This window comes from Nocardioides sp. Root682 (genome assembly GCF_001427795.1).
Classification (GTDB): Bacteria; Actinomycetota; Actinomycetes; order Propionibacteriales; family Nocardioidaceae; genus Nocardioides.
In genome coordinates, this window is record NZ_LMHJ01000003.1 from 415,169 (window position 1) to 439,535 (window position 24,367).

The 24,367-nt window shown below is 70.1% G+C and carries 25 protein-coding genes; 17 read left to right on the top strand and 8 right to left on the bottom strand.

Annotation, left to right across the window (positions count from 1 at the left end):
• Positions 1 to 145: 145 nt before the first annotated feature.
• Both ASD84_RS17250 and ASD84_RS17255 read right to left on the bottom strand, forming a co-directional pair.
• A complete protein-coding gene (locus tag ASD84_RS17250) occupies positions 146 to 934 on the bottom strand; it encodes a flagellin (RefSeq protein WP_056713106.1) in 789 nt (262 codons plus the stop codon).
• A gap of 122 nt (positions 935 to 1,056) precedes the next feature.
• Positions 1,057 to 1,902, bottom strand: a complete 846-nt coding sequence (locus ASD84_RS17255; protein WP_082573736.1) for a sigma-70 family RNA polymerase sigma factor — start codon at positions 1,900 to 1,902, stop codon at positions 1,057 to 1,059.
• A gap of 218 nt (positions 1,903 to 2,120) precedes the next feature.
• On the opposite strand from ASD84_RS17255, the gene flgN reads away from it, so the two are divergent.
• From flgN to ASD84_RS17295, 8 genes are all read left to right on the top strand, one after another.
• The gene (gene flgN / locus ASD84_RS17260) at positions 2,121 to 2,609 is read left to right on the top strand and encodes a flagellar export chaperone FlgN (protein ID WP_235531154.1); all 489 of its coding nucleotides are present in this window, start codon (positions 2,121 to 2,123) and stop codon (positions 2,607 to 2,609) included.
• Between the two features lies 1 nt (position 2,610).
• A complete protein-coding gene (gene flgK, locus ASD84_RS17265) occupies positions 2,611 to 4,014 on the top strand; it encodes a flagellar hook-associated protein FlgK (protein ID WP_056713114.1) in 1,404 nt (467 codons plus the stop codon).
• Entirely contained in the window at positions 4,011 to 4,901 is an 891-nt protein-coding gene (gene flgL, locus ASD84_RS17270; protein ID WP_056713115.1) for a flagellar hook-associated protein FlgL, read from the top strand. Before flgK ends, flgL begins: the two co-directional genes overlap by 4 nt.
• A gap of 8 nt (positions 4,902 to 4,909) precedes the next feature.
• Entirely contained in the window at positions 4,910 to 5,323 is a 414-nt protein-coding gene (fliW, locus tag ASD84_RS17275) for a flagellar assembly protein FliW (RefSeq protein ID WP_056714797.1), read from the top strand.
• 18 nt (positions 5,324 to 5,341) lie between these two features.
• Positions 5,342 to 5,587 (top strand): carbon storage regulator CsrA, encoded by a 246-nt coding sequence (gene csrA / locus ASD84_RS17280; RefSeq protein ID WP_056713117.1) that lies wholly within the window; start codon positions 5,342 to 5,344, stop codon positions 5,585 to 5,587.
• 108 nt (positions 5,588 to 5,695) lie between these two features.
• On the top strand, positions 5,696 to 7,930 hold the full coding sequence (locus tag ASD84_RS17285) for a chemotaxis protein CheA (RefSeq protein WP_056713119.1): 2,235 nt from the start codon (positions 5,696 to 5,698) through the stop codon (positions 7,928 to 7,930).
• Positions 7,927 to 8,424: a chemotaxis protein CheW gene (locus ASD84_RS17290; RefSeq protein WP_056713121.1), complete on the top strand. Its 498-nt coding sequence runs from the start codon at positions 7,927 to 7,929 to the stop codon at positions 8,422 to 8,424. Before ASD84_RS17285 ends, ASD84_RS17290 begins: the two co-directional genes overlap by 4 nt.
• A complete protein-coding gene (locus ASD84_RS17295; protein ID WP_235531155.1) occupies positions 8,421 to 10,373 on the top strand; it encodes a methyl-accepting chemotaxis protein in 1,953 nt (650 codons plus the stop codon). The genes ASD84_RS17290 and ASD84_RS17295 overlap by 4 nt, the downstream gene beginning before the upstream one ends.
• 160 nt (positions 10,374 to 10,533) lie before the next feature.
• Here the strand turns inward: ASD84_RS17295 and ASD84_RS17300 are convergent, their stop codons facing one another.
• Complete coding sequence (locus tag ASD84_RS17300) at positions 10,534 to 11,253, bottom strand: response regulator (RefSeq protein WP_056713123.1); 720 nt, start codon at positions 11,251 to 11,253, stop codon at positions 10,534 to 10,536.
• Between the two features lie 123 nt (positions 11,254 to 11,376).
• Entirely contained in the window at positions 11,377 to 11,736 is a 360-nt protein-coding gene (locus tag ASD84_RS17305) for a hypothetical protein (protein WP_056713125.1), read from the bottom strand.
• A gap of 247 nt (positions 11,737 to 11,983) precedes the next feature.
• On the opposite strand from ASD84_RS17305, the gene ASD84_RS17310 reads away from it, so the two are divergent.
• Positions 11,984 to 12,784 (top strand): sigma-70 family RNA polymerase sigma factor, encoded by an 801-nt coding sequence (locus tag ASD84_RS17310; protein ID WP_162251560.1) that lies wholly within the window; start codon positions 11,984 to 11,986, stop codon positions 12,782 to 12,784.
• 118 nt (positions 12,785 to 12,902) lie between these two features.
• Here the strand turns inward: ASD84_RS17310 and ASD84_RS17315 are convergent, their stop codons facing one another.
• On the bottom strand, positions 12,903 to 13,106 hold the full coding sequence (locus tag ASD84_RS17315; protein ID WP_056713129.1) for a CDGSH iron-sulfur domain-containing protein: 204 nt from the start codon (positions 13,104 to 13,106) through the stop codon (positions 12,903 to 12,905).
• A complete protein-coding gene (locus ASD84_RS17320) occupies positions 13,103 to 14,149 on the bottom strand; it encodes an iron-containing redox enzyme family protein (RefSeq protein WP_082573863.1) in 1,047 nt (348 codons plus the stop codon). Before ASD84_RS17320 ends, ASD84_RS17315 begins: the two co-directional genes overlap by 4 nt.
• Before the next feature lie 87 nt (positions 14,150 to 14,236).
• Here ASD84_RS17320 and ASD84_RS17325 point away from each other — a divergent pair, with 87 nt between their 5' ends.
• The 4 genes from ASD84_RS17325 to ASD84_RS17340 are packed head-to-tail and all read left to right on the top strand — an operon-like array spanning position 14,237 to position 17,508.
• Positions 14,237 to 15,115 (top strand): methyltransferase domain-containing protein, encoded by an 879-nt coding sequence (locus ASD84_RS17325; protein ID WP_056713133.1) that lies wholly within the window; start codon positions 14,237 to 14,239, stop codon positions 15,113 to 15,115.
• Positions 15,115 to 15,558, top strand: a complete 444-nt coding sequence (locus tag ASD84_RS17330; protein ID WP_056713135.1) for a hypothetical protein — start codon at positions 15,115 to 15,117, stop codon at positions 15,556 to 15,558. Before ASD84_RS17325 ends, ASD84_RS17330 begins: the two co-directional genes overlap by 1 nt.
• Positions 15,559 to 15,564: 6 nt before the next feature.
• Positions 15,565 to 16,797 carry an NRAMP family divalent metal transporter gene (locus ASD84_RS17335; RefSeq protein ID WP_056713137.1) on the top strand — a complete coding sequence of 411 codons (1,233 nt, stop codon included), beginning with the start codon at positions 15,565 to 15,567 and terminating at the stop codon, positions 16,795 to 16,797.
• Between the two features lie 33 nt (positions 16,798 to 16,830).
• A complete protein-coding gene (locus ASD84_RS17340) occupies positions 16,831 to 17,508 on the top strand; it encodes a hypothetical protein (protein ID WP_056713139.1) in 678 nt (225 codons plus the stop codon).
• Between the two features lie 13 nt (positions 17,509 to 17,521).
• Here the strand turns inward: ASD84_RS17340 and ASD84_RS17345 are convergent, their stop codons facing one another.
• Positions 17,522 to 19,300: a dolichyl-phosphate-mannose--protein mannosyltransferase gene (locus ASD84_RS17345; RefSeq protein WP_082573740.1), complete on the bottom strand. Its 1,779-nt coding sequence runs from the start codon at positions 19,298 to 19,300 to the stop codon at positions 17,522 to 17,524.
• Positions 19,301 to 19,413: 113 nt separating this feature from the next.
• Here ASD84_RS17345 and rsmI point away from each other — a divergent pair, with 113 nt between their 5' ends.
• Genes rsmI through ASD84_RS17360 form a run of 3 tightly spaced genes read left to right on the top strand, consistent with a single transcriptional unit; the run spans position 19,414 to position 21,945 of the window.
• Positions 19,414 to 20,250: a 16S rRNA (cytidine(1402)-2'-O)-methyltransferase gene (gene rsmI, locus ASD84_RS17350; RefSeq protein ID WP_056713144.1), complete on the top strand. Its 837-nt coding sequence runs from the start codon at positions 19,414 to 19,416 to the stop codon at positions 20,248 to 20,250.
• Positions 20,243 to 21,103 carry an alpha/beta fold hydrolase gene (locus ASD84_RS17355; RefSeq protein WP_056713146.1) on the top strand — a complete coding sequence of 287 codons (861 nt, stop codon included), beginning with the start codon at positions 20,243 to 20,245 and terminating at the stop codon, positions 21,101 to 21,103. Before rsmI ends, ASD84_RS17355 begins: the two co-directional genes overlap by 8 nt.
• Entirely contained in the window at positions 21,100 to 21,945 is an 846-nt protein-coding gene (locus ASD84_RS17360; RefSeq protein ID WP_056713148.1) for a TatD family hydrolase, read from the top strand. The genes ASD84_RS17355 and ASD84_RS17360 overlap by 4 nt, the downstream gene beginning before the upstream one ends.
• Here ASD84_RS17360 and ASD84_RS17365 read toward each other — a convergent pair whose 3' ends face one another.
• On the bottom strand, positions 21,946 to 22,908 hold the full coding sequence (locus ASD84_RS17365) for an MOSC domain-containing protein (RefSeq protein ID WP_056713150.1): 963 nt from the start codon (positions 22,906 to 22,908) through the stop codon (positions 21,946 to 21,948).
• 284 nt (positions 22,909 to 23,192) lie between these two features.
• On the opposite strand from ASD84_RS17365, the gene ASD84_RS26115 reads away from it, so the two are divergent.
• Positions 23,193 to 24,356, top strand: a complete 1,164-nt coding sequence (locus ASD84_RS26115) for a transglycosylase family protein (RefSeq protein WP_156392067.1) — start codon at positions 23,193 to 23,195, stop codon at positions 24,354 to 24,356.
• Positions 24,357 to 24,367 lie beyond the last annotated feature (11 nt).

Below are 24,367 nucleotides of genomic sequence, written 5' to 3' on the forward strand. Positions count from 1 at the left end.
CGATACCGCGGGTGCCCTGTTGTCCTGGGGTTGTCCTGGGGTTGTCCTGGGTTGTCCTGGTCAAAAAGCCCGCGTGCCGGTGAGGCCGGTGGCCCCACCGGCACGCGGTTGGTGCTGTCCAGCGTGGTCAGCTGGCTTCGCGGGATCAGCCGCGGAGCAGCTGCAGCACGCCGTTGGGGGCCGAGTTGGCCTGGGCGAGCATGGCCGTGCCGGCCTGGGACAGGATCTGCGAGCGGGTGAGGCTCATCATTTCCTGCGCCATGTCGGTGTCGCGGATCCGGGACTCGGACGCCGAGAGGTTCTCGATCGCGACGTTGACGTTGTTGACCGTGTGCTCGAACCGGTTCTGGATCGCACCGAGCTCGGCACGCTGCGTCGAGATCGCCGTGATCTCGGTCTGCACGGTGTTGCTGTCCGTGATGACCGCACCGCTGACGTCGAAGTCCGCGAGCGCGGTCGCCGAGATGTCGATGGTGTCCGCGTTGTCGAAGCCGACCTGGAACGTGAGCGCGGCACCGCCGAACAGGTCGACACCGTTGAACTTGGTGTTGTCGTTGATCCGGACGATCTCCGTGTGGAGGGAGTCGAACTCCGCCTGCAGGGCTGCCTGCGAGTCGGTGTTCTGGGTGCCGTTGTTGTACTGCACCGAGAGGTCGTTCATGCGCTGCAGCATGGAGTGGACCTCGGTCAGTGCGCCTTCTGCCGTCTGGGCGACGGACACGCCGTCCTGGGCGTTGCGGACGGCGACCTTGAGGCCACCGACCTGCGAGCGCAGGCCCTCGGAGATGGCGAGACCGGCGGCGTCGTCGGCGGCACGGTTGATGCGGAAGCCGGACGACAGCTTCTCCATCGACTTCGAGAGCTGGTTCTGCGTCACCGACAGGTTGCGGTACGCGTTGGTCGCCTCGATGTTCTGGTTGATGCGAAGACCCATGATGGTTCCCTCCTGGATTAGGTCAGATGTTCCGGGTGACCATCCGTGGTCGCCCTTCGGGTTGGTGATCGGCCGGGTGGCCGTCGTACCAAGGGATTTCGGGGAAAGATTCCGAAACTTCCTCAGCCCACGGCGTCGAGCGGGATCGTGATCCCGCGCCGTCCGCCCTCGGCGTGCCGCGCGGCGACTGCGGAGAAGTAGGTCTCGCGGCGACGCTGGGCGACACCGCCGTTCTTGCCCATCGGCTTGACCAGCGTGGGCTCGAGCGCGTGGTTGAGGGCGTCGCGGAGCAGGGTGAGCGCCTCGGCGCGCATCTGCGAGATCCGGGAGTCGGTGACGCCGAGCTCGGCGGCGATGTCGGCCATGGGGCGCTCGGCGAAGAAGTAGTCCTCCACCACGACGCGAAGGCGCTCGGGCAGCTCGGCGATCGCCTCGCGCAGGTAGGTCAGCTTCTCGGCCTGCTCGAGCAGGGCCTCCGGGGAGGGTGCGCGGGTCGGCAGCAGCTCCTCGATCGGGGTCGTGGTCGAGCCCTGGAGGGACAGCACCTGCGCGCGGGCGACGTCGTCGTCGTTGGCGGCGACCTCGTCGACCGTCATGCCCGTGGACTGGGCGACCTCGGCGGTGGTCGGGGTGCGACCGAACAGGCCCGCGAGGCGGCTGCGGGTCTCGGTCAGGTCGCGGGCACGGCGCCGGACCGAGCGGGAGGCCCAGTCGACCGAACGGAGCTCGTCGAGCAGTGCGCCGCGGATCCTGGTGGCGGCGTACCGGTCGAAGGGCACGCCGCGGGCAGCGTCGAAGGCACGGCCGGCGAGGACGAGGGCGGTGAGGCCCGCGGACGTGAGGTCGTCACGGTTCACGTGCGACGGCACGCGACCCATGGTCTCGCGCACGATGTGGCCGACCAGGGCCATGTGGCTGGTGATCAGTTCGTCCGTCTCGTTGGCGACGGTGCCGTCGTACTCGTTCACGAGTACGACATTCCGGGGTCCGTTCGGCGTGGCGCAGCAATTTCGGCCCCGATTGGCCTATCGGGCGGGCAATACAGGACAGAGGTCCCGGTTTGCGCTGGTCACTACTGACAACGCGCAAGGACCAGTACGGCCCAACTGCTCAGGTACTGGCCCGATCGCACGATGAGCAGGATCAAGAGCACCCGCATCTCGGGGCGGACGGAAAGGGTCAGGCAATGATCGACATGGACAGGTTGTCGCAGGTCCTCTGGCGTGAGCGCGAGCTGCTGGAGACCCTGGCGTACAAGCTCGACATCGAGCGGATGGTGCTGGCCACGGGCCGCACCCGCTGGCTGGTCAACGTCACCCGCGAGATCGAGGAGGTCCTCGAGGACCTCCGGGCCACCGAGGTGCTGCGGGCGACCGCCGCCGACCAGGCCGCCGAGTCGGTCGGCCTGTCGCCGAACCCGGCGCTGGCCGCGCTGGCCGATGCCTGCGACGACCCGTGGCGGGGGATCCTGCTCGACCACCGCGACACGATGATCAACCTGGCGCGCGAGATCTCCGAGACCTCCGAGGAGGCGAAGGGCCTGATCACCGCTGGGTACCGGTCGGCGCGCGAGACGCTGCTGGCCATCGGCGGCACGGGCACCGAGAGCTACAGCCCGAACGGCACCGCGGTGCTGGAGACGCGACGCAGCAGGTTGCTGGACAGGAGCCTGTGACGTGGTCGGCTCGTTCGGGTCCATCAGCACCGCGCTGTCGGCCCTGCGTTACAACCAGGTGGCGCTCGACGTCGCCGGCAACAACATCTCGAACGCCTCCACCGACGGCTTCGTACGACGCCGGGTGGTGGGCGAGTCGATCAGCAGCGCCGCCCCGGCGCTCTGGTCGCGCTACGACGGTCACGGCGAGGGCGTCGCCGTCGGTGAGGTCCGCCGGCTCGTGGACCCGTTGCTCGACACCCGCGTGCGCCGCGAGCACGCGGCCCTGTCCTACCTCGAGTCCAGCCAGGCCGTCCTGGCGCGCGTCGAGGAGGGCATCGGCGAGCCCGGCACCAACGGCGTGTACGCCGCGATGCTCGACTTCCGCAACGGCTGGCAGGACCTCGCGCTGAACCCCGGGGGCGACGCCGCTCGCCAGCAGGTGCTCGGCCGCGCGGAGACGCTGGCGCAGGCGCTGCGGATCCAGGTCAGCAACATCACCGGCGAGGAGGCCGACCAGCGCGTCCACCTCAACAACGTCGTCAGCGAGATCAACACGGCAGCCGCGGGGCTCGCCGAGCTCAACCAGAGCATCCTGGTCACCGAGCAGAACGGCACCGACGCGGGAACGCTGCGTGACCGCCGCGACCAGCTCGCCCTCCGCCTCTCCGAGCTGGGCGGCGCGGTGACCACCGTCCGCCCGGACGGCCAGTTCGACGTGAGCATCGGTGGCGAGTCCCTCGTGGCGGGACGCGAGGCCGGCACGTTCGTGGTCGCCTCCGGCGTCACGCCGACCGGCGCGTCCGACGGCCTGCCGATCACCTTCCGCGTCGATGCCAGCTGGGGCAGCACCACGCTCCCGACCGGTGCGGCCGGACCCGGCGGAGAGCTGGGCGCGGTGACCGACATCCTCACGACCACCCTGCCGTCGTACCGCGCCGGACTGGACGCGATCGCTGCCGACCTGGCCGCGGGCGTCAACGCCCAGCACGCGCTGGGGTACGACGCCGCGGGCACCGCCGGCGGCGCCTTCTTCTCCTACGACCCGCTCGTCGGCGCGGCCAGCCTGCAGGTCGCGATCACGGATCCTGCCCTGGTGGCCGCGTCCTCGATCACCGGTGGCGGACGCGACGGCAACAACGCCGACGCGTTGAGCAACGCCGGTGACAACACGGGCGCCTACCAGCGGCTCGTCAACGGCTTCGGCACCCAGGTGGCGGCGCTGCAGCGACAGACCGCCAACCAGACTGCGCTGGCCGGTTCCCTCGACAACGCGTGGGAGCAGCAGGCCGGCGTCAACCTCGACGAGGAGACGGTGAACATGGTGACCGCGCAACGCGCCTACGAGGCCGCGGCCCGCTTGCTCACGACCCTCGACGAAGTGCTCGACACCCTGATCAACCGGACGGGACTGGTGGGACGATGAGCGTCGGACGTGTGACCCAGCGGATGCTGACCGAAGGATCGCTGGACAACCTCCAGCGGGGCCTCGGACGGCTGGCGCGGGTGCAGGAGCAGCTCTCCACCGGACGGGTCATCAACCGCCCCTCCGACAACCCCACGGGTACGACGGCCGCGATGCGGCTGCGCAGCTCGATGGCCGACCAGGCGCAGTACACCCGCAACGCCCAGGACGGCATCGGCTGGCTCACCCAGGTCGACACCGCGCTCGACTCGGCCACCTCCACCGTCCGCCGTGCCCGGGACCTGGCGCTCCAGGGCGCGAACGCCGCTGCGTCGGGACCCGTCTCCCGTGAGGCGCTGGCCATCGAGGTCGATGGCCTCCGGCAGAGCCTGATCTCGCAGGCCAACACCACCTACCTCGACAGCCCGGTCTTCGGCGGCGTCACCGCAGGTTCCGCGGCGTACGACGCCACGGGCACCTACGTCGGCACCGTCGGCGACGTGAACCGCCGGGTCGCCAACGGCGTCCAGGTCAAGGTCGACGCGAACGGTCCCGACGTCTTCGGTACCGGTGCGACCTCGGCCTTCGCCGAGCTCGCCGCCCTGTCGACCGCCCTGCGGGCCGGGGACCAGGCGGGCATCAGTGCATCGATCAACACGCTCAACACACGTCTCGACACGCTGACCAGTGCGCGCACGGCGGCCGGTGCCCGGTTCCAGCGGATCGAGCAGGCCGACCTGACGGCCTCCGACGCGGGACTGTCCCTGGAGAACCAGCTGAGCATGATCGAGAACGCCGACCTGGCGGCCACCACCGTGGACCTCAAGCTGCAGGAGGTCGCCTACCAGGCATCGCTTGCCGCGACGTCGCGCGTGATGCAGCCGAGCCTGCTCGACTTCCTGCGATGATGGGCGACATGACGCAGAAGGCTGCCACCGAGGACGAGATCCCGGTGATCGAGCTGGTCCACCCGATGCCGGGCTTCCCGGACGACGGGCGGTTCGCGCTGGTGCAGCTCGACGACGACGGCGTGCTCCACGGGTTCAGGTCCTTGGACAGCGACGGCCTGCAGTTCGTGGTCATCCCGCCCGGCCCGTTCTTCCCCGACTACGCACCCGAGCTGGCCGACGAGGTCGCCGGTGAGCTCGGCCTGTCGTCCGGGAACGCCGGTGACGTGATCGTGCTCCTCGTCGTCCGCGCCGGCGCCACGCTGGCCGAGACCACGGTCAACCTGCGCGCCCCGCTGGTCATCAACACCGCCACGCGCCGTGCGAGCCAGGTCGTCCTCGATGACGCCGACCTGTCGATCACCGCACCGCTCGTCGCCTGAACCGGTAGCCTCACACGCGTGCTGGTTCTCTCTCGTCGCGTCGGTGAAAGCGTCGTCATCGGCGCGGGGTCTCCCGAAGCGGTGACCGTCACCGTGCTCGAGGTCCGTGGTGACGTCATCCGCCTCGGCATCGACGCCCCCCGCTCGGTCGCCATCCACCGCGCCGAGCTCCTCGCCGAGGTGGCCGACGCGAACACCGAAGCGGCGTCCCCTTCGGAGACCTCCGTGGCCTCGCTGACCGAGGCCCTGCGCACCCGCCTCTGACCCGATGTCGGTCGTCCGGTCGCAGCAGCAGGGACTAGGTCCCTAGTCCCGATTCGCCCCTCATCCCCCCTCCCGCTGAGCCGATGGGCCGCGTGAAGGGAGGAACGCATGGACGACGACGCAGAGATCATTGCGGAGTTCCTCGTGGAGTCTCACGAGAATCTCGATCAGCTCGACCGCGACCTGGTCGAGCTCGAGCAGCAGCCCGATTCACGGGACCGGCTCTCGAGCATCTTCCGCACGATCCACACGATCAAGGGGACGAGCGGCTTCCTGGCGTTCAACCGCCTCGAGCAGCTGACGCACGTGGGGGAGACCCTGCTGTCGCGGCTGCGCGACGGGGACGCCGTGATGACCCCGGCGATCACCGAGGCGTTGCTGTCCATGGTGGACACCGTCCGCGCCCTCCTCGACGTCATCGAGCGCACCAGCAAGGACACCGACCCCACGGTCGACGTGCTCCCGCTGGTGGCGCTCATCGAAGGACTGCTGGAGGTCGGCCTCCCAACGACGGCCTCCGGTGAGACACCGTCCGCCGACGAGCTCTCCGTCGCCGAGGTGTCCGAGCTCGGCGGAGCTGTGGAGGAGCCGGACGTGTCCCCGGCGGCCCCTCCCACAGCTCCGCCGGAGGGCTTGACCAGCGAAGAACCTGCCACTGAGGAGCCGCCGGCTCCGGAGAACGGCTGGGACGGCGTCGACCGCCGTACCGTCGTCGAGGCTTCGGTGCGGGTCGACATCGACCTGCTCGACGACCTCGTCGACCTGGTGGGCGAGCTGGTCCTGACCCGCAACCAGCTGATCCAGAGAAGCCTCGCTTCTTCGGACATCGAGCTGGTCCGGGCCAGCCAGCGCCTCGACCTCGTCGCGAGCGAGCTCCAGGAATCGGTCATGAAGACCCGGATGCAGCCCATCGGCCAGGTCTGGTCGAAGCTGCCGCGCGTCGTCCGCGACCTGTCCCACCAGCTCGGTCGCGAGGTCGAGCTGGTCATGGACGGCCACGAGACCGAGCTGGACCGCAGCCTGCTCGAGGCGGTGAAGGACCCGCTCACGCACCTGGTCCGCAACTCCCTCGACCACGGCATCGAACGTCCCGAGGACCGCCTCGCCGCAGGCAAGCCCGCCAAGGGCACCTTGAGCCTGCGCGCCTATCACGAGTCCGGCCAGGTGGTCGTCGAGATCAGCGACGACGGCAAGGGCATCGACCCCGACCGGATCGCCGCAGTGGCGATCGAGCGCGGCGTCGTCACCCGGGACCAGCTGTCCCGGATGGACGCTCGCGAGGTGCTCGGCCTGATCTTCCGACCGGGCTTCTCGACCGCCGCCGCTGTCTCCAACATCTCGGGCCGCGGCGTCGGGATGGACGTCGTCCGCACCAACATCGAGCGCATCGGCGGCAGCGTCGACGTCACCTCCGAGGTCGGTCGCGGCACCACCACCCGGGTCCGGATCCCGCTGACCCTGGCCATCATCCCCGCGCTGGTCGTGGGGGAGGGCGAGGAGCGGTACGCCATCCCGCAGGCCAACCTGGTCGAGCTGGTCCGGATCGAGGGTGACGACCTGCGTCGCCAGGTCGAGGACCTCGCCGGTGCCCCCGTGCTCCGGCTCCGCGGCAAGCTGCTGCCGCTGGTCTCCCTCGCGGAGATCCTCGGCGGACCGCCCATGGACGGCCAGGCACTCACGGTCGTCGTGCTCCAGTCCGACGACGTGCGCTTCGGCCTCTGTGTCTCCACGGTGTTCGACACCCAGGAGATCGTGGTCAAGCCGATCGGCCGCCAGCTGAAGGCCCTGGCGATGTACGCCGGCGCCACGATCATGGGCGACGGACGGGTCGCGTTGATCCTCGACGTCGCTGGTACGGCGGTCACGGCCGGTGTCGGCGTCGCGCAGCAGGAGACGAACGACAGTCGGGTCGTCGTGGCCGACGACCGTACGGCGTTGCTGGTGCTCGAGGTGTCCGACGGACGCCGGGCGGCGTTGCCGCTCGCGGCGGTCTCGCGCCTGGAGGAGTTCGGCCGGGACCGGATCGAACGCAGCGGGGCGACCGAGGTCGTGCAGTACCGCGACGGGATCCTGCCCCTGGTCCGGCTCGCCACCGCCATCGGCCTCACGGACACCAGCGACCAGGGCGACCAGATCAGTGTCGTCGTCCACGAGACGACGGGTGCCGCGGCCGGTGTCGTGGGCATCGTGATCGACCGCGTCCTCGACGTCGTCGACGTCGTGATCGTGTCCAGCCAGGTCGGCCGTCGTGACGGCGTGACGGGCAGCGCCGTCGTCCAGGACCGGGTCACCGACCTGGTCGACCTCGCCGCCGTCGTGGCTCGGTCGGGGGTGCCGGCATGACCGCCGCTGCTGTTGCCTCGACCGGTTCCAGGACCGCCGAGCAGTACTGCACCTTCTGGGTCGCCGACCTGTTCTTCGGCGTCGCCGTCGACGAGGTGCAGGAGGTGTTGCGGCACCAGCCGATGACGCCGGTGCCCCGCGCCGACGCCGCCGTGACCGGTTTGATCAACCTCCGCGGCCAGATCGTCACCGCCGTCGACCTGCGGGTACGACTCGGACTGCCGCCCCGCGAGGGCGACCAGCTCCCCATGAACGTGATCGTGCGCACCCGCGGCGAGGTGGTCAGCCTCCTCGTCGACGACATCGGCGACGTGATCGACACCGCCGGCGTGGACGGCCAGCCGGCGCCAGCAAACATGCCCAGGAAGGTGCAGGACCTCGTGTGCAAGGACCGCGGGGTACTCCCGCTGGCCGACGCCATCCTGCTCGTCCTCGACGCAGACCGTGCGGTCGATGTCTCGACCACACCCGACAACCCCGGAGGAACCCCGTGACCGAGATCCTTGACGTGCCGGTGAACGGCACGCTTCCCGCCGAGAAGGCCTCGAAGGCCAGTCAGCCGAAGGGCGGACCCTCGAAGACCGAGTCGGTCACCGAGGCGTCGGGCTTCGCGCTGTCGATGATGGAGAACAGCCCGACGAACATGATGTTCGCCGACCTGGACTTCGTCATCCGCTACATGAACCCGGCCTCGTTGCGGACCCTGCGCGGCCTCGAGCACGTGCTGCCGGTGCGGGCCGACGAAGTGGTGGGCTCGAGCCTCGACATCTTCCACAAGAACCCCGCCTACCAGCGTGGCCTGCTCGCGACTGCCGAGCACCTGCCGCGCCGGGCCGACATCAAGGTCGGCGACGAGACCCTTGACCTGCTCGTCAGTGCGATCACCGACGCCGAGGGCACCTACATCGGCGCGATGGCGACCTGGGAGGTCATCACCGATCGGTTGCGCACCGAGCGCCTGCGCCTGGAGGCCGAATCGGACACGACCGCCGTCAACAAGGTGCTCTCCACGCTCTCCGCCGCCTCGGATGTCGAAGTGGCCATCCAGACCGCACTGGACACCGTGCGCAACGAGTTCGGCTGGGCCTATGGCTCCTACTGGAAGGTCGACGCGGCCGACCGGACCCTGAAGTTCGACCGTGAGTCCGGTGACGCCGGCGCGGAGTTCCGCCGCGTAACGGTGCAGGCCTCCTTCGCCGAGGGCGTCGGCCTGTCCGGTCGCGCGTGGGCCCAACGTGACCTGTTCTTCACCCGCGACATCGGCGAGATGACCGACTGTGTGCGGGCACCCGTTGCGCAGCAGGCCGGTGTGAAGTCGGGCGTCTGCTTCCCGATCATCATCGACGGCGAGGTCGTCGCGACGATGGACTTCTTCGCCACCGAGACCCTGGACCCGAGCCCACAGCGCCTCGAGGCCCTGCGCAACATCGGTCGTCTGGTGTCCCAGACGCTCTCGCGGATCAACCGCGAAGCTGCGGACCGTGAGGCGGCTGCCGAGCTCACCACCAAGGTCGAGCAGATCCTCGACGTCGTCTCCGCTGCGGCGGCCGGCGACCTCACCCGCGAGCTCGACATCGAGGGCGACGACGCCGTCGGCCGCGTCGCCGACGGGCTGCGGTCCCTGATGTCCACGCTGCGCGTCAGCATGGGCAACATCGGGGGTACGGCGGAGACGCTCGCCGCAGCCGCCGGGCAGCTCACCTCGCTGGCCGAGGGCATGGGCGAGGGCGCATCGATGACCTCCGACCGGGCGGCGTCCGCGTCGAGCGCGTCGGTCCAGGTGTCGGCGTCGATCCAGACCGTCGCCACGGCCGCCGAGGAGATGACCGCCTCGATCCGCGAGATCGCCAAGAACGCCACCGAGGCGGCCACCGTCGCCACGGACGCCGTCACCGTGGCGTCCGAGGCGCAAGGCACCGTCGCGTCGCTGGGCGAGTCCAGCGCCGAGATCGGCCAGGTCATCAAGGTGATCACCTCGATCGCCCAGCAGACCAACCTGCTGGCCCTCAACGCCACCATCGAGGCCGCTCGGGCCGGCGACGCCGGCAAGGGCTTCGCGGTCGTCGCGAACGAGGTCAAGGAGCTCGCCAAGGAGACCGCCAAGGCCACCGAGGAGATCGGCAAGAAGATCGAGGCGATCCAGAGCGACACCCAGGGTGCCGTCTCCGCGATCAGCCGGATCGCCGACGTGATCGCCCGGATCAACGACATCCAGTCGACCATCGCCTCCGCCGTCGAGGAGCAGACCGCGACCACCAACGAGATCGCTCGTTCGGTGACCGAGGCCGCTGCCGGCGCCAACGGCATCGCCGGTGACGTCACCCAGGTCGCCACCGCCGCCGCCGAGACCCGCGAGGGCGCGCAGAACACCCTCGCCTCCGCCACCGACCTGACCGGCGTGGCTGCCGAGCTGCGCGAGCTGGTCGCGAAGTTCACGCTCTGAGTAAGTGAGCGCCGCAGGCGCATGAATCCCCGGCCGCCCGGGGATTCATGCGCCTGTCGGCCGTTGCAACCCCCCACAGGCGCATGAAAACCCCAACACCCTCCGACCGGGATCCGGTCGGAGGGTGTTGGCGTGCGTCGGCGAAACGCAGCGGTTGAAGTCAGCTCACCCGGCGGGTGAGGCCCGGCATGGCGGTGTTCTGCGGTACGGCGGTGGGGGCCGGCGTGCTCGCCTCGGCGCCGTGCAGGCGGACGGCGAGCAGGGCGGCCTGGGTGCGGTGCTGCAGCCCCAGGCGGGAGAGCAGGCCGGTGACGTGGTTCTTCACGGTCTTCTCGGCCAGGTACAGCTTCTCGGCGATCTGGCGGTTGGTCATGCCCTCGGCGATGAGGAAGAAGATCTTGCGCTGCTGGGGCGTGAGCTCGCAGATGACGTCGAGGGACCTGCGCTGCAACTCCATCTGCTCGACGACGCGGCTCGCGACGGTGGGGTCGATGAGCGAGTGGCCGCCGGCGACGAGCTTGATGCCGCTGATCAGCGAGTTGCCCTCGATGCGCTTGAGGACGTAGCCCGAGGCGCCGGCCAGGATCGCCGACGAGATGGCGTCCGGGTCGTCGTACGACGTCAGGATCAGGCCCTTGATGGTGGGGTCGACGGACCGCATCTCGCGGCAGATGTCGACTCCGGTGCCGTCGGAGAGGTTCGCGTCGAGGATGGCGACGTCGGGGCGGAGTGCGAGGATCTCGCGCAGGGCGACGGTGGCGCTGCCGGACTGGCCGACGACCTCGATCGTGTCGTCCGTCTCGAGCAGGCTGGCGACCCCCCGGCGGACCACTTCGTGGTCGTCGACGAGGTAGACGCGAATGACTTTTTCTTCGGGCACGTCACCGAGTGTGGTCCCAGGGACGCTGTCCCGACAGGGCTACCGGGCAGTTGTGGGCGGACGTCGTCCAACGTCTGGCCCGGAGTGACTAGGGCGGATGTGCGAACGAAGGAGGCGAACGGCTCAGCGGGCCCGGATACCGGCCAGCGCGGCCGAGATGTCGCGCTCGCCGCGGCGCAGCTCGGCCAGCAGGTCCACGAGGTCGCGGGTCGTCAGGTTGTCGTCGTCGAGCGCGGGAGACATCCACTCAACGGCTTCCTCGGCGGTGATCCTGCCACCGACGGTGAGGCGGTACTCGGTGTCGTCGAGGTCGAAGTGGATGTCGGCGACGACCGCGTTGAAGTGCTCGTCGGCGACCGGGTCGTGGATCAGGACGTGCTCGCCGGGCTCCAGCCCGCGGCCCAGGTCGTGCGCCCGGTGGCTCACGGCGAGCGAGCGGCTACGCCGCGTGAACGGGCTGAGTGCCACGTTGATCTGCTCCACGATGTCCTCCTGGGTTGCTGGCCTGACATGGAGATCAACCGGCTGTCGGGTTGGTTGTTACGGCCGGACGGGTCACGAGTGTCGTAGTCATTCCTGACCACCCCGCACGGCTCGACCGGAAATTTTCAGTCAGGTTTCTCAAGAACACGTGTAATGAAGATCCAGACCGCGGGTACCTGCGCCGACGACATACGAAGTGGTTGAGACCAAAGCCACGCCGCTCTCGACCCGGGAGTAGATCGTGTCCGTGTTGCCTGAAGTCCCCACCATCCCTCCGGAACGTTCGGAGGATCGCAAGACCCTGACCGCTGAACTGCTCGCGAAGGCCACCCAGTGCACCGGGGCGGAGCGCGACGAGCTGCTCCAGCAGGTCATCGTGCTGAACATCCCGGTCGCGCATGCCCTCGCTGCGCGTTATCGCAACCGCGGTCAGAGCCCGGAGGAGCTCCAGCAGGTTGCCTGCCTGGCGTTGACCCGGGCCGTCCAGCGCTTCGACCCGGGCCGCGGCGACGACCTGCTGGTCTTCGCCGTGCCGAGCATCCTGGGTGAGCTGAAGAGACACTTCCGCTCGGCTGGATGGGCGGTCCGCCCGCCCCGCCGGATCCAGGAGCTCCGCCCCCTGTTGGGCGCGGCCGAGGAGGACCTGACCCAGCGCCTGGGCAGGTCGCCCCGGCTCTCGGAGCTCGCGGCCGAGCTGGATTGTGAGGTCGAGGAGGTCGAGGAGGCCGTCGGCTGTCGCGACCTCGTGCACGCCTCGTCCCTCGACGAGCCGGTCTCGGAGTCCGGGAGCCCTCTCGCCGACCTGCTCCCCGACACCGATCCGGGCTTCGAGCACAGCGAGGCCGTGGCCATGCTGGCTCCCGCTTGCCGCCGGCTGAAGCCACGCGACCGCAGCATCATCAGGATGCGGTTCTACGACCAGCTCACCCAGCAGCAGATCGCGGACGAGCTCGGGGTCACGCAGGTCCAGGTGTCCCGCCTCCTGCAACGCATCTTCAACGACCTGCGCCGCTCGGTGAGCGATCCGCAGCGCCCGCGCGCTGCCTGAGACGACCGCCGCTCCGCCCGGCGGTCACGGTGACGACGACGGTCCACCGATATGGGTCCCTCGATACGCTCAGGAAGATCGAGTCGGTGGACCGTTGTCGTTCCTCTGGTCCTGCCCTTCAATCCTTCTTGCGCCGACGCCGCGCGCGGTGGCTCGCGTCGCACCACGGTTGCCGCTCGGACCGCCCGCACCGGCACAGGGCGACCACCGGTCGCTCCACCTTGCCGACGGTCCCGTCGCCGCCGACCACTTCGTCGGCACCCCGGATCAACAGCGGACCTCCGGGACAGTCCTGGACGACCACGCGTCGGACCTCACTCATCCGGCGGCCCTGCTTCGCTTCGCGGGTTCGGGTCGTCGTTCCCGCTCGTCCAGCCAGCGGCGCATCAGTGCCTCCCCGGCCATCCCGTCCACCTCGAGACAGGTGGCGGCGCCGAAGAGGACGTCGTCGGCGAGACCGGGGTCGGCAGCGACCAGGTTGCCGCAGATGCTGCGGATCGCGAGCTGCTCGTGCACGGCATCCGCCTCCACGTGCTCGTCGTAGTAGTCGAGGACCGACTCGGGCAGCTTCAGCCGCCGGGCGCCCCTCGCGATCCGTCCGCACGGGAGCGAGCTGGTCGCTTCGAACGCGGCCAGATGGCCCATTGCCGCACCATGGAGGCGGCGGTTGAGGGCGAACAGCGACATCACGTTGACCGAGGCGAGGGTCTCGCCCGAGACGTCCGGGAGGTACGACGCCAGGTCGGTCGGCATGTCGAGGGACTCGAGGGCCCGGGCGAACATCGTGGCGTGCAGCCGCTCGGGCCGACCGCCGCCGTACTCGTCGTACTGGAGCTCAGCGAGGGCGACCTTCGCGGGGCCGTCGATCCGCGGCAGCACGAAGCTCTGCGGGTCGGACTCGCGCAGGTGGTAGATCGCCCGCTCCCCGAGGTACTGGCAGAACTCGGTACGGGTCGCGCGCCGCTGCAGGAAGCCGGACACTGTCGACGGGCCGTCGGCCACGGTCATGCGGGTCAGGGCCAACACGACGTCGTCGGCCGGGTTGTCACCCGTCTTCTCCACCGGGTCCGCCGTGCCTGCGCTCGCGACGAGCTCGCGGAGCGCGTGCTCCATCGTGCGCTCGAGCCCCGCCCGGCTCACCAGGAGCAACGGATCCCACTCCGCGTGCGGATCGACACCGTCGAACCCGCGGTAGTGCAGCTCGTAGAGGATCCACAGCGCCAGCTGGAAGTCGCGGTCGCGCAGCGGCTCGTCGACGTCGCCGAAGGCACGGGCCTCGGGCACCGCGCGCGGTCGCCGGTCGTCGGGCTCGAGTGCGCGCACCACTCCCTCGCTGAGCGGGCCACAGGGTTCAGGGAGTCGCATGCGGCCGGCGGTACCCGAGGCGCCCGTCGGCATACGGAGGAGCCGGCCGCACCGGTTGCGTCGTGGGGCCGGGGGTACTGCCCCGCCATGAGCGCGTCGATCGACACCCTCGAAGCGCCCACCGAGGTCATCGACTTCGGTGGGCTCGCCATCTCGTGGGACTCCCGCGTGCTGCGCCCGCGAGCGTGGACCGCCGAGCAGGCCCGCTGGGCCGCCGAGCTCGCGGGTACGGCGTCAGCGGGACCGATCCTCGAGCTGTGCTGCGGCGCCGGCCAGATCGGCCTCCTGGCGGCCCGCCTCTCCGGACGACCGTTGGTGCAGGTCGACCGGGACCCCGTCGCGGCGGAGTACGCCTCCCGCAACGCCGCCGCGGCGGGGATCACCTCCGACGTGCGGTGCGGGCCGATGGCCGACGTCCTGGCGCCGGGGGAGCTGTTCGACGTCGTCGTGGCCGACCCGCCGTGGCTGCGGACGGCTGAGGTCGACGACTTCCCCGACGACCCGGTCGGCGCGGTCGACGGCGGGACCGACGGGTGTGACCTCGTCCGCGACTGCATCGACGTCGCGCTTGCGCACCTGGCACCCGGAGGCCGGGTACTGGTGCAGGTGGGAGACCTGGCCGAGGTGGAGCAGGCGCGGCGACACGTCGACCGCCATCACCCGGGCCACGCCGTGCACGCCGTTCGTGATCGTCGAGAAGAGGGAGCTGGAGGTGTTCTCGTGATGGTGGGACCACGTGAGGGTTCGAGTGAGGAAGAGACGGAGGGACAGGTGTCGGAGGTCGGCAACCTCGACGACGTCGGGGAGATCCGACCGGAGGACGCGGTGGCCGCACACCCCGATGACCGTGAGGTCCAGGAAGGTGCCACCGGCCCCAACGCGCGGACCGGCGACCAGGACAACCACGACGACGAGGTCGACCAGGACGAGGAGGAGCCCTACGCCCACCCGGAGGAAGCGGAGTGATGAAGCTGCGCGGGCTCACGGCTGCGCTCGCGGGCGTCCTCGCCGCCCTCCTCTGCAGCTGCTCGCTGGTCGAGGAGCCCGATGCGGCCGCGTGGGACCAGCAGGCCGCGCAGGCCCTCGAGGACGCGGCCAGCGAGGTCGCCACGACCCGCCTGGCGCTCGAGACGGCCGCCCAGGAGCGGGTCTGGTCGTCGTACACGACGGTGGTGGTCGCTGATGCTGAGGAGGCCATCGTGACGGTGGCCGACAACCTCGCCCGGGTCCAGGCGCCCGCCGGGCGCACGGAGCAGGCCGCGGACGTCGGCGCCCTGATGGATCGCGCCGTGGCGTCGGTACGAGCGGCCCGGTCCCTCGCCGTGCAGGGGAGGTACGACGACCCGGCCTCGATCGACGAGCTCGACCGCCTCGCGACCGACCTCGAGGACGCGGCGGGAGCGCGGTGAGCTGAGGTGAAGCGCTACTTCGCCGTCCTGCTGGGCGTACTGACCGCGATCGGCGGCTTCGTAGACATCGGAGACCTGGTCACCAATGCGCAGGCGGGTGCCCGGTTCGGCTGGTCCCTGGTGTGGGTGGTCGTGCTCGGGGTGCTGGGCATCTGCGTGTTCGCCGAGATGTCGGGCCGGATCGCCGCCGTCAGCCACCGGGCGACCTTCGACCTGGTCCGCGAACGGCTGGGGCCGCGGATGGGCCTGCTCAACCTCTTCGGGTCGATGTCGGTCACCTTCCTGACGTTCATCGCGGAGATCGGCGGCGTCGCGCTCGCCCTGCAGCTGCTGTCGTCGGTCAGTCACGTGCTGGTCGCGATGTTCGTGGCCGCAGCCGTGTGGATCGTGTTGTGGCGTGCGAAGTTCTCCTCGATCGAGAACGTGCTCGGCCTGATGGGCCTGGCACTGATCGTCTTCGCCGTCGCGCTGTGGCAGCTCGGTCCGGACTGGAGCGAGCTGAGCTCCCAGCTCTCACCGGCGGAGAAGCCGGCAGCCGAGGGCTGGGCGGTCTACGCCTTCTTCGGCGTCGCCCTCTTCGGTGCGGCGATGACGCCGTACGAGGTCTTCTTCTTCTCCAGCGGAGGTGTCGAGGAGCGGTGGACCAGCAAGGACATCGGGGTGATGCGCGCCAACGTGTTCCTCGGCTTCCCGCTGGGTGGCGTGCTGTCGGTCGCGATCGCGGGCTGCGCGGCCGTGGTGTTCCTGCCGCAGGGCATCACGGTCGAGACGCTGGGCCAGGTGGGCCTGCCCGTGGCGGTGGCGCTCGGCAAGATCGGTCTGGCCGTGGTCGTGCTCGGCTTCTTCGCAGCGACGTTCGGCGCGGCGTGTGAGACGGGGCTGTCCGTGGGCTACAGCCTGGCGCAGTACTCCGGTTTCCAGTGGGGCAAGTACGTCCGTCCCCGGGAGGCCGCCGGCTTCCACGTGGTGCTGCTGGTGGCGACGGTGCTCGCGGCGGGCGTCCTGCTGACCGGCGTCGACCCGATCATGGTGACCGAGGTGTCCGTGGTGTTCTCGGCCCTTGCGCTGCCGCTGACCTACTTCCCGATCCTGGTGGTCGCCAACGACCCGGACTACCTGGGCGAGCACCGCAACGGGCGGCTGGCCAACGTGCTGGGGGTCTTCTACCTGGTGGTCATCACGATCGCGTCGATCGCCGCGATCCCGCTGATGGTCATCACGTCGATGGGACAGGGCTGATGGGAGGACAGGGCTGATGGGAGGACAGGGCTGATGGACGGGTACGACGCCGCGCTGCACCTGCTGGACCGCCAGGTCGTCGATCGGGAGGGCCAGCTGGTCGCCAAGGTCGACGACGTCGAGCTCACCCTGGAGCCCGACGGGTCGCTGGTGGCGACCGGTCTGCTCGTGGGGCTGCCTGCGCTACTGCCACGGTTCGGCGACCGTCTCGGGTCGTGGCTCCTCGACAAGTACGTCCAGGCTGGAGAGGAGCGCGCCGACCGGGCGCTGCCCGGCGTGATCGAGTTCGAGCTCGTCGACGACATCGGCAGCGGCGTCGAGCTGTCGGTGCTCCGCAAGGGCCTCGTCCGGCCCCGTACGGCGGAGGTGCCCGCCGGCGTCGAACGGTGGCGCCTCGGAGACCTGCTCGGGATGCGGGTGCGGTGCGGTGACCTCCCGAAGCGCTCCCGGGTCCTCGACGTCCGCCTGGCGGGGGTCCCGCACCGCACCGAGCGTCCGCTCGTCACCGGACTGGTCGTCGGACCGGGGCGACCGGGCAGCCTGTTCGGCTACGACCGCAAGCCGGACCTGGGACCGCTCGCGGTCGCCGTCGTCGTACGTCGCCTGCACCGCCACGTGCGCGGGGTCGACGTGGGGCCGGGCGTCGAGATCGACCGGGCTGCCAACGAGGTCCGGATCAGCCCGGGTGTGCCGCTCCTGCCGCTCCTGTGAGGCGCGGTCGGCCCTACACCCAGCGACTGAACCAGACCCGGTCCAGCCACTCGCTGTGGGTCAGCATCTGGTTGGTCCAGATCGGCCAGAACCAGGCGAAGTTCACCAGGGTGAGGATCACGAACGCCCCGCTGACGATGACTCCGGCCGTCCGGCGGGCGGACGGCAGCCGGGAGGGCCCGATCAGGGTCCCGATGCTCAGGGTCAGGGCGATCACCGTGAACGGGAGGATCGCGATCGCGTAGAAGAGGAAGATCGGCCGGTCGTCGTACTGCAGCCAGGGGAGCCAGGTCGACAGCGCACCGACCACGGCGACGCCGTACCTCCAGTCCCGGGCGCCGATCCACATCACGACCGAGAACATCAGCGCCAGCAGGCCGCCCCACCACAGGACGGGAGTGGGGATGAGCAGCACCTGCTTGATGCAGTCGCTGCCCGCCGGTGCGTCGCAGCCCTTCGCGGTCGGCGGGATGTCGTTGGTGACGGCCACCCCGACGGGCCGGTTGATCAACAGCCAGCTCGACGGCTTCGATTCGTAGAAGTGGTCGGAGCAGTTCAGGAAGTGGGTGTGGAACGTGTAGACGTCCTGGTGGTAGTACCAGAGCGAGCGCAGCGACTGCCAGGCCTCACCGACGCCCTTCGCGTCCTTGTCGTCGGCGGTCGGCCACTTCTTCGTCTTGTCGAGGTGGGTGGCCTCGTAGGAGTCGTCGTCCTTGGCGCAGTGGCCGTGCCCGGTGTACTGGCGGTACTGCGTCGAGCTGAGGTGCTCCTCGTACTCGTTGGCGTGCACCAGCCAGCCGCCCCAGGTCGCGATGTAGACGAGCACACCGATGACGACCAGGTGCAGGAAGGCCGGTACGCCGTCCGCGAGGACGCCCTTCGCGATCGGCCACCGGATGCCGAGGGACCGGCGGGCGCCCGCGCTCCAGATCCAGCACAGCACGCCGAACGCCGCCAGCGGGTAGAGGGCTGTCCACTTGGTGCCGATCGCCAGGCCGAAGCAGATGCCGGCCGCGAGCAGCCACGGCCGGAACAGGATCCGTGGACCCCAGGACCTTCCCGGGTACGAGAGGGGTCGGTGGTCGAGCTTGTCGAGACCCCGGGCGAGCCGGGCCCGGTGCCAGTCACGATCGGCGACCAGGCACGCAACGGCACACAGCAGGAAGAGTGCGAGGAAGATGTCGAGCAACGCCAGCCGGGACAGGACGAAGTGCAGTCCGTCGAGCATCAACAACAGCCCGGCGACGCAACCCAGCATCGTGGAGCCCGTCATCCGTCGTACGAGACGACACATGACCAGGACCATCAGGGCGCCCGCGACGGCCGAGGCGATCCGCCAGCCGAAGGGGTCCATCCCGAAGGCCTTCTCGCCCAGGGCGATCAGCCACTTGCCGACGTCGGGGTGCACCGCCAGCGAGGGGTCGCCGGTCCACACGCCGTGGGTGTGGCCGGCGAGGATGTCGTCGTTGATCTCGTTCTTGGTGTTGCCGTCGACGTCGGTCAGGTACGTCTGGATGTAGCCGTTGTTGAGGAGGGACCACGCGTCCTTGGCGTAGTACGTCTCGTCGAAGGCGAACCGGTCCGGGTTGCCGAGGCCGATCACGCGCAGGCCGAAGGCGAGCAGGGTCAGGCCGATCGGTGCCAGCCAGCCGACCAGCTTGTCGCGCAACAGCAGCCGCCGCAGCGGGTTGAACGCCCGCTCGACCGCCCGGGGCACCGGCCGGCCGGTCGCCGTCGTCGAGAGCCCGACGAGGCGCTCACGCCTCCGGGCCTTCTCGTCGACAGCGGTCACGGTCGGAAACCTTACGCAAGGCAAGGTCGCGGAGAGTGCCAGGCAAGGTCGTCGAGTAGCCCGAGCCGCCAGGCGAGGGCGTATCGAGACGCCCGTCCTGACATGATCGAGCCGTGACCGGAGTCCTCGTGCTGGCAGGCACCCCGATCGGGCAGGTCGGTGACGCACCCCCACGGCTGGCTGCCGAGCTGGCCGGCGCCGACGTCATCGCTGCCGAGGACACCCGCCGCCTGCGTCGCCTGGTCTCCGACCTCGGCATCGAGCTCAGCGGCCGCGTCGTGTCCTACTTCGAGGGCAACGAGGCCGCCCGCACCCCGACGCTCGTCGACGCACTGGTGGCGGGCGAGCGCGTGGTGCTGGTGACCGACGCGGGCATGCCGAGCGTCTCCGACCCCGGCTACCGGCTCGTCGCGGCCGCGGTCGAGGCCGGGATCCGGGTGACCGCCGTGCCCGGACCGTCCGCCGTGCTGACCGCGCTCGCCGTCTCCGGGCTCCCCGTGGACCGGTTCTGCTTCGAGGGCTTCCTGCCGCGCAAGGCGGGCGAGCGCTCGCGTCGCCTCGCTGAGGTCGCGTCCGAGCAGCGCACCCTCGTCTACTTCGAGGCGCCGCATCGCACGGTCGCCGCCCTCGAGGCCATGCGCGACGCGTTCGGCCCCGACCGTCCGGCGGCGGTCTGCCGTGAGCTCACCAAGACCTACGAAGAGGTACGACGCGGCCCGCTCGCCGATCTCGTCGACTGGGCCAACGAGGGGATCCGCGGCGAGATCACCATCGTGGTCGCCGGTGTCGTGCCGGGTGCCGGCATCGCCACCGATCCCGACAGCCTGCGCGCAGCCGTCGCCGATCTCGAGGCAACAGGGATGCGACGCAAGGACGCGATCGCGGCGATCGCCGTACAGGCTGGGCTGCCGAAGCGCGAGGTCTACCAGGTGGTGCACGTCGATGAGTGACCTGCGTGGGACCGAGCGGATCACGGCGGTCGAACGCGACGGCCTCGTCCTCGACGTGGTCGACGGCGGGCCGGTCGACGGGGTGCCGATCGTGCTGCTGCACGGCTTCCCCGATCGGGCGAGCGCCTGGCGTCGGGTGGCCCCGTTGCTCCACGCGGAGGGCTACCGCACCCTGGCGCTCGACCAGCGTGGCTACTCGCCACGCGCCCGGCCGCCCCGTCGGCGTGACTACCGCGCGACGGAGCTGGCTGCTGACGTCCTGGCGCTGGTGGATGCCGTGGCCCCCGCCGGTCGGGTGCACCTGGTCGGCCACGACTGGGGCGCCGTTCCGGCGTGGCTGCTGGCCGGACACCGTCCGGACCGCGTGCTGTCACTGACCGCCGTGTCCGTGCCGCACCCGCAGGCGTTCGTCACCGCGATGGTGCGCTCGACCCAGCTGCTGAGGTCCTGGTACATGCTGGCCTTCCAGCTGCCGTTCCTGCCCGAGCGGATCATGGGCGTCCGCAGCGCCCGCGCGACCCGGCAGATGGTGGCCTTCGGGATGACCGAGGACGACGTCGCCCACTTCCACCGCGAGATCCTGGACGACGGTGCGCTCCCCACCGCCCTGAACTGGTACCGCGCCATGCCGCTCGGCGATCCGCGGGCGATGCGCGCCCGGGTGACCGTGCCGACGACCATGGTGTGGAGCGACCAGGACACCGCCGTGGCGCGCTGGGGTCCGGAGAACGCCGAGAAGTGGGTCGATGCCCCCTTCCGGTTCGTCGAGCTGGCCGGTGTCTCGCACTGGATCCCGACCCAGGCGCCCGAGGCCCTGGCGGAGGCGATCCTCGCCCAGGTGCGGGCCTCATGAACGACGAACGTCCCCCGGTCCCGGAACCGCTCCCGCACCCGGTCGTCGACAACCACTGCCACCTCGACATCGGTCGGGACGGGGAGCCGTGGGACGCCGCGGAGGCGATCGCCGCTGCCGCAGCCGTCGGCGTCACCCGGATCGTGCAGATCGGCTGCGACCTGCCGGGCGCCCGGTGGGCGGTGGCCGCTGCCGCGGAGCACCCTGCGCTGGTCGCCGGCGTCGCCCTGCACCCGAACGAGGCGCCGCGGATCCTCGAGCAGGGTGGCCGCGCCGCGCTGGAAGCGGCCTGGGCCGAGATCGAGACGCTTGCCGCGACGCACGACAAGGTGCGCGCCGTCGGGGAGACCGGTCTCGACGCCTTCCGCACGGGGGAGGAGGGCCGCGCGGTGCAGGTCGAGTCCTTCCGTCGTCACATCGACATCGCCAAGCGGCTCGACAAGACCCTGGTCATCCACGACCGCGACACCCACGACGACGTCCTGGCGGTCCTCGACAGCGAGGGGGCGCCCGAGCGCTGGGTGATGCACTGCTTCTCCGGCGACGCCGACTTCGCTCGTGAGTGCCTCGACCGGGGCGCGCACCTGTCCTTCGCCGGGACGGTGACCTTCAAGAACGCCGAACCGCTCCGCGAGGCGCTGCGGCTGGCCCCGCTCGACCGGGTGCTGGTGGAGACCGATGCGCCCTTCCTGACCCCGACGCCCTACCGCGGCCGGACCAACGCGTCGTACCTCGTCCCGGTGACGCTCCGCGCGATGGCGGCCGAGCGCGGCGAGGACCTGGGGGAGCTGTGTGCAGCCATCGACGCCAACACCGAGCGAGCTTTCGGCGGGACCTGGTGATCAGCGCGGCAGGAGTCGGTTGCCCGTCTTGACCGTGTTGCGCTTGACCCGTTCGGCCATCCGGCCGAAGGTCGCTGCGACGGCGCCGTGGCTGGCCGGCGGATCCAGGTTGACCGGGTCGCCGACGCGCACCGTGCCAGCGGTCGCTACGTCGGCGTACACGCCGAACCAGCGCTGGCCGTAGGTCGACACCGACTTCATCACGGCAGGATCGGCCGGTACCCCGACCTGCTCGCGCAACGGCACCGTGCACCGGATGGTGGGCACCTCGACCCGGGTGCTCAGCCCGCCGGCGTGCAGCGTGCCGCCGATCCACTCCTGCTCGGCCAGTCCGTCCAGCGGGCTGTCGATGACGATGTTGGGGCGGAACCGTCGTACGTCGAAGTCGCCGCCGTGGGCGGCCATGGTGCGCAGGCTGGAGGTCGTCACGACGTGCAGCGGGTAGGCGTCGGCGAAGATCCCGACCGGGGTGGCGTAGATCGCGAGCTCAGCCAGCATCTTGAGCGAGAACATGGAGTAGTCCGGTAGCGGTTCGTCGTCGGCGAGCCCGAACTGTTGCCGGATGTCCTTCTTGCTCGCCAGCACGCCGCGGTACGCCGCCTTGTCGTGCAGCGCCGGGAGCGGGACGAGCGCGACCCGTTTCCCCGTCAGCTCGCTCAGCCGTGCGTCCATCGCGTCGGCGTCGGTGCTCGTGACCTCGGTGCCGTCAGGGAACGTGACGACGACGTGCGCCACGTCGCCGGGGCCGGTGCCTGTGGGCGGCTCCTCGACGAAACGGGCCGTGCAGCCCAGGAGTGCGGGGAGACGGCGCGCGGTGGTCACCGCACCGAGCTCGAGGTCGCGCACGGCCCACATCCGGTCGGCGTGCAGGGCCCGCTCGTCGACGTACGACGCGTCGACCGTCTCACCCCCCATCGACTTCACGGGGTAGCGCCACAGGGCTGCGATCGTGCCGACGTCCATGGCCGAAGGTAGCACCGCGCGTGCTAGCTGGAGTTAGCAAGGTCGTGTGACGGGTGGGACCAGAGTGGCGATTTGCGGGTGAAACAGGTCACTCCCTGAGCGCGAAAGAGGCCCCGCGGGTTTGCATCGGGGTGCTTGCTCCTGTTCTCGTTGATGTCAGAAGGCCGGGATCGGAAGCAAAATCTCGACCAGTTCTCACGGGATCAGGCCCTGCCGCACCACGGCGCGGCGGATCGGATCGGACTGGTTGACCGAGGCCCGGGGAGCTCGAACATCGGAGAGTCGTGCAGCTTGCGCACCCCACCCTTGCCCTGAGCGCCAAGGCGCTCATCCAGAAGCTGACCCACAGCCGGGTCGCCCTCGTCGCGACAGTCATCGCGGTGTTGGTCGCGGTTTCCGCGGTGACCGTCGGCTATGCGTCGATGACCACCGAGGTCACGCTTTCTGTCGACGGCAAGGAGCGCACTGTCTCCACGTTCGGTGACACGGTCGAGGACGTTCTCGCGTCCGCCGACATCGATCTCACCGACCGCGACCTGGTGTCGCCCGACGAGGACGAGTCGATCGAGGCCGGCGACAAGATCTCCGTCCGGTACGGCAAGCCGATCGAGCTCACCGTCGACGGCGACACCAGCACCCACTGGGTGACCGCGACCGACGTCCAGGGCGCGCTCTCCCAGATCGGCACCCTGTACGCCGACAGCCGCCTCTCCACGAGCCGCAGCATGAGCCTCAGCCGCGGTGGCGCCGAGATCGACGTCGTCACGTCGAAGAAGCTGACCTTCAAGCTGGCCGGCAAGAAGGCCGTCAAGCGCAATGTCGTCGCCCTGACCGTCGAGGAGGCGCTGGCCGAGGTCGGCGTCGAGCTCGACGCGCGCGACAAGGTCCGACCCAAGCGCGACGCTGAGGTCAAGGACGGCGACAAGATCGTCTACACCGACATCAACGTGAAGACCCGCAGCGTCGACGACGAGGTGTTCGACGCGCCCGTCAAGGAGATCGAGGACGACTCGATGTCAAAGGGCGAGCGCACGGTCGTCACCGAGGGCATCTCCGGTGTCCGCGACGTCACCTACAAGATCGTGTTCCGCAACGGCAAGGTCCTGCGCCGCGAGATCGTGAAGCAGGACGTGAGCAAGAAGCCCACGGCCGAGGTCGTCCGGGTCGGCACCCAGGAAGTCGTGACCGCCAACTACGCCGGCGGCAGCAGCGTCTGGGACCGCCTGGCGCAGTGCGAGGCCGGCGGCAACTGGGCCACCAACACCGGCAACGGCTACTACGGCGGCCTGCAGTTCAACCTCGGCACCTGGCAGGCCAACGGCGGCACGGGTTACCCGCACCAGGCCTCCCGCGAGACCCAGATCGCGATCGCGACGAAGGTCCGCGACGCGTCCGGCGGGTACGGCGCCTGGCCCGGCTGCGCCTCGAAGCTGGGTCTGCCTCGCTGACCGATAGCCTG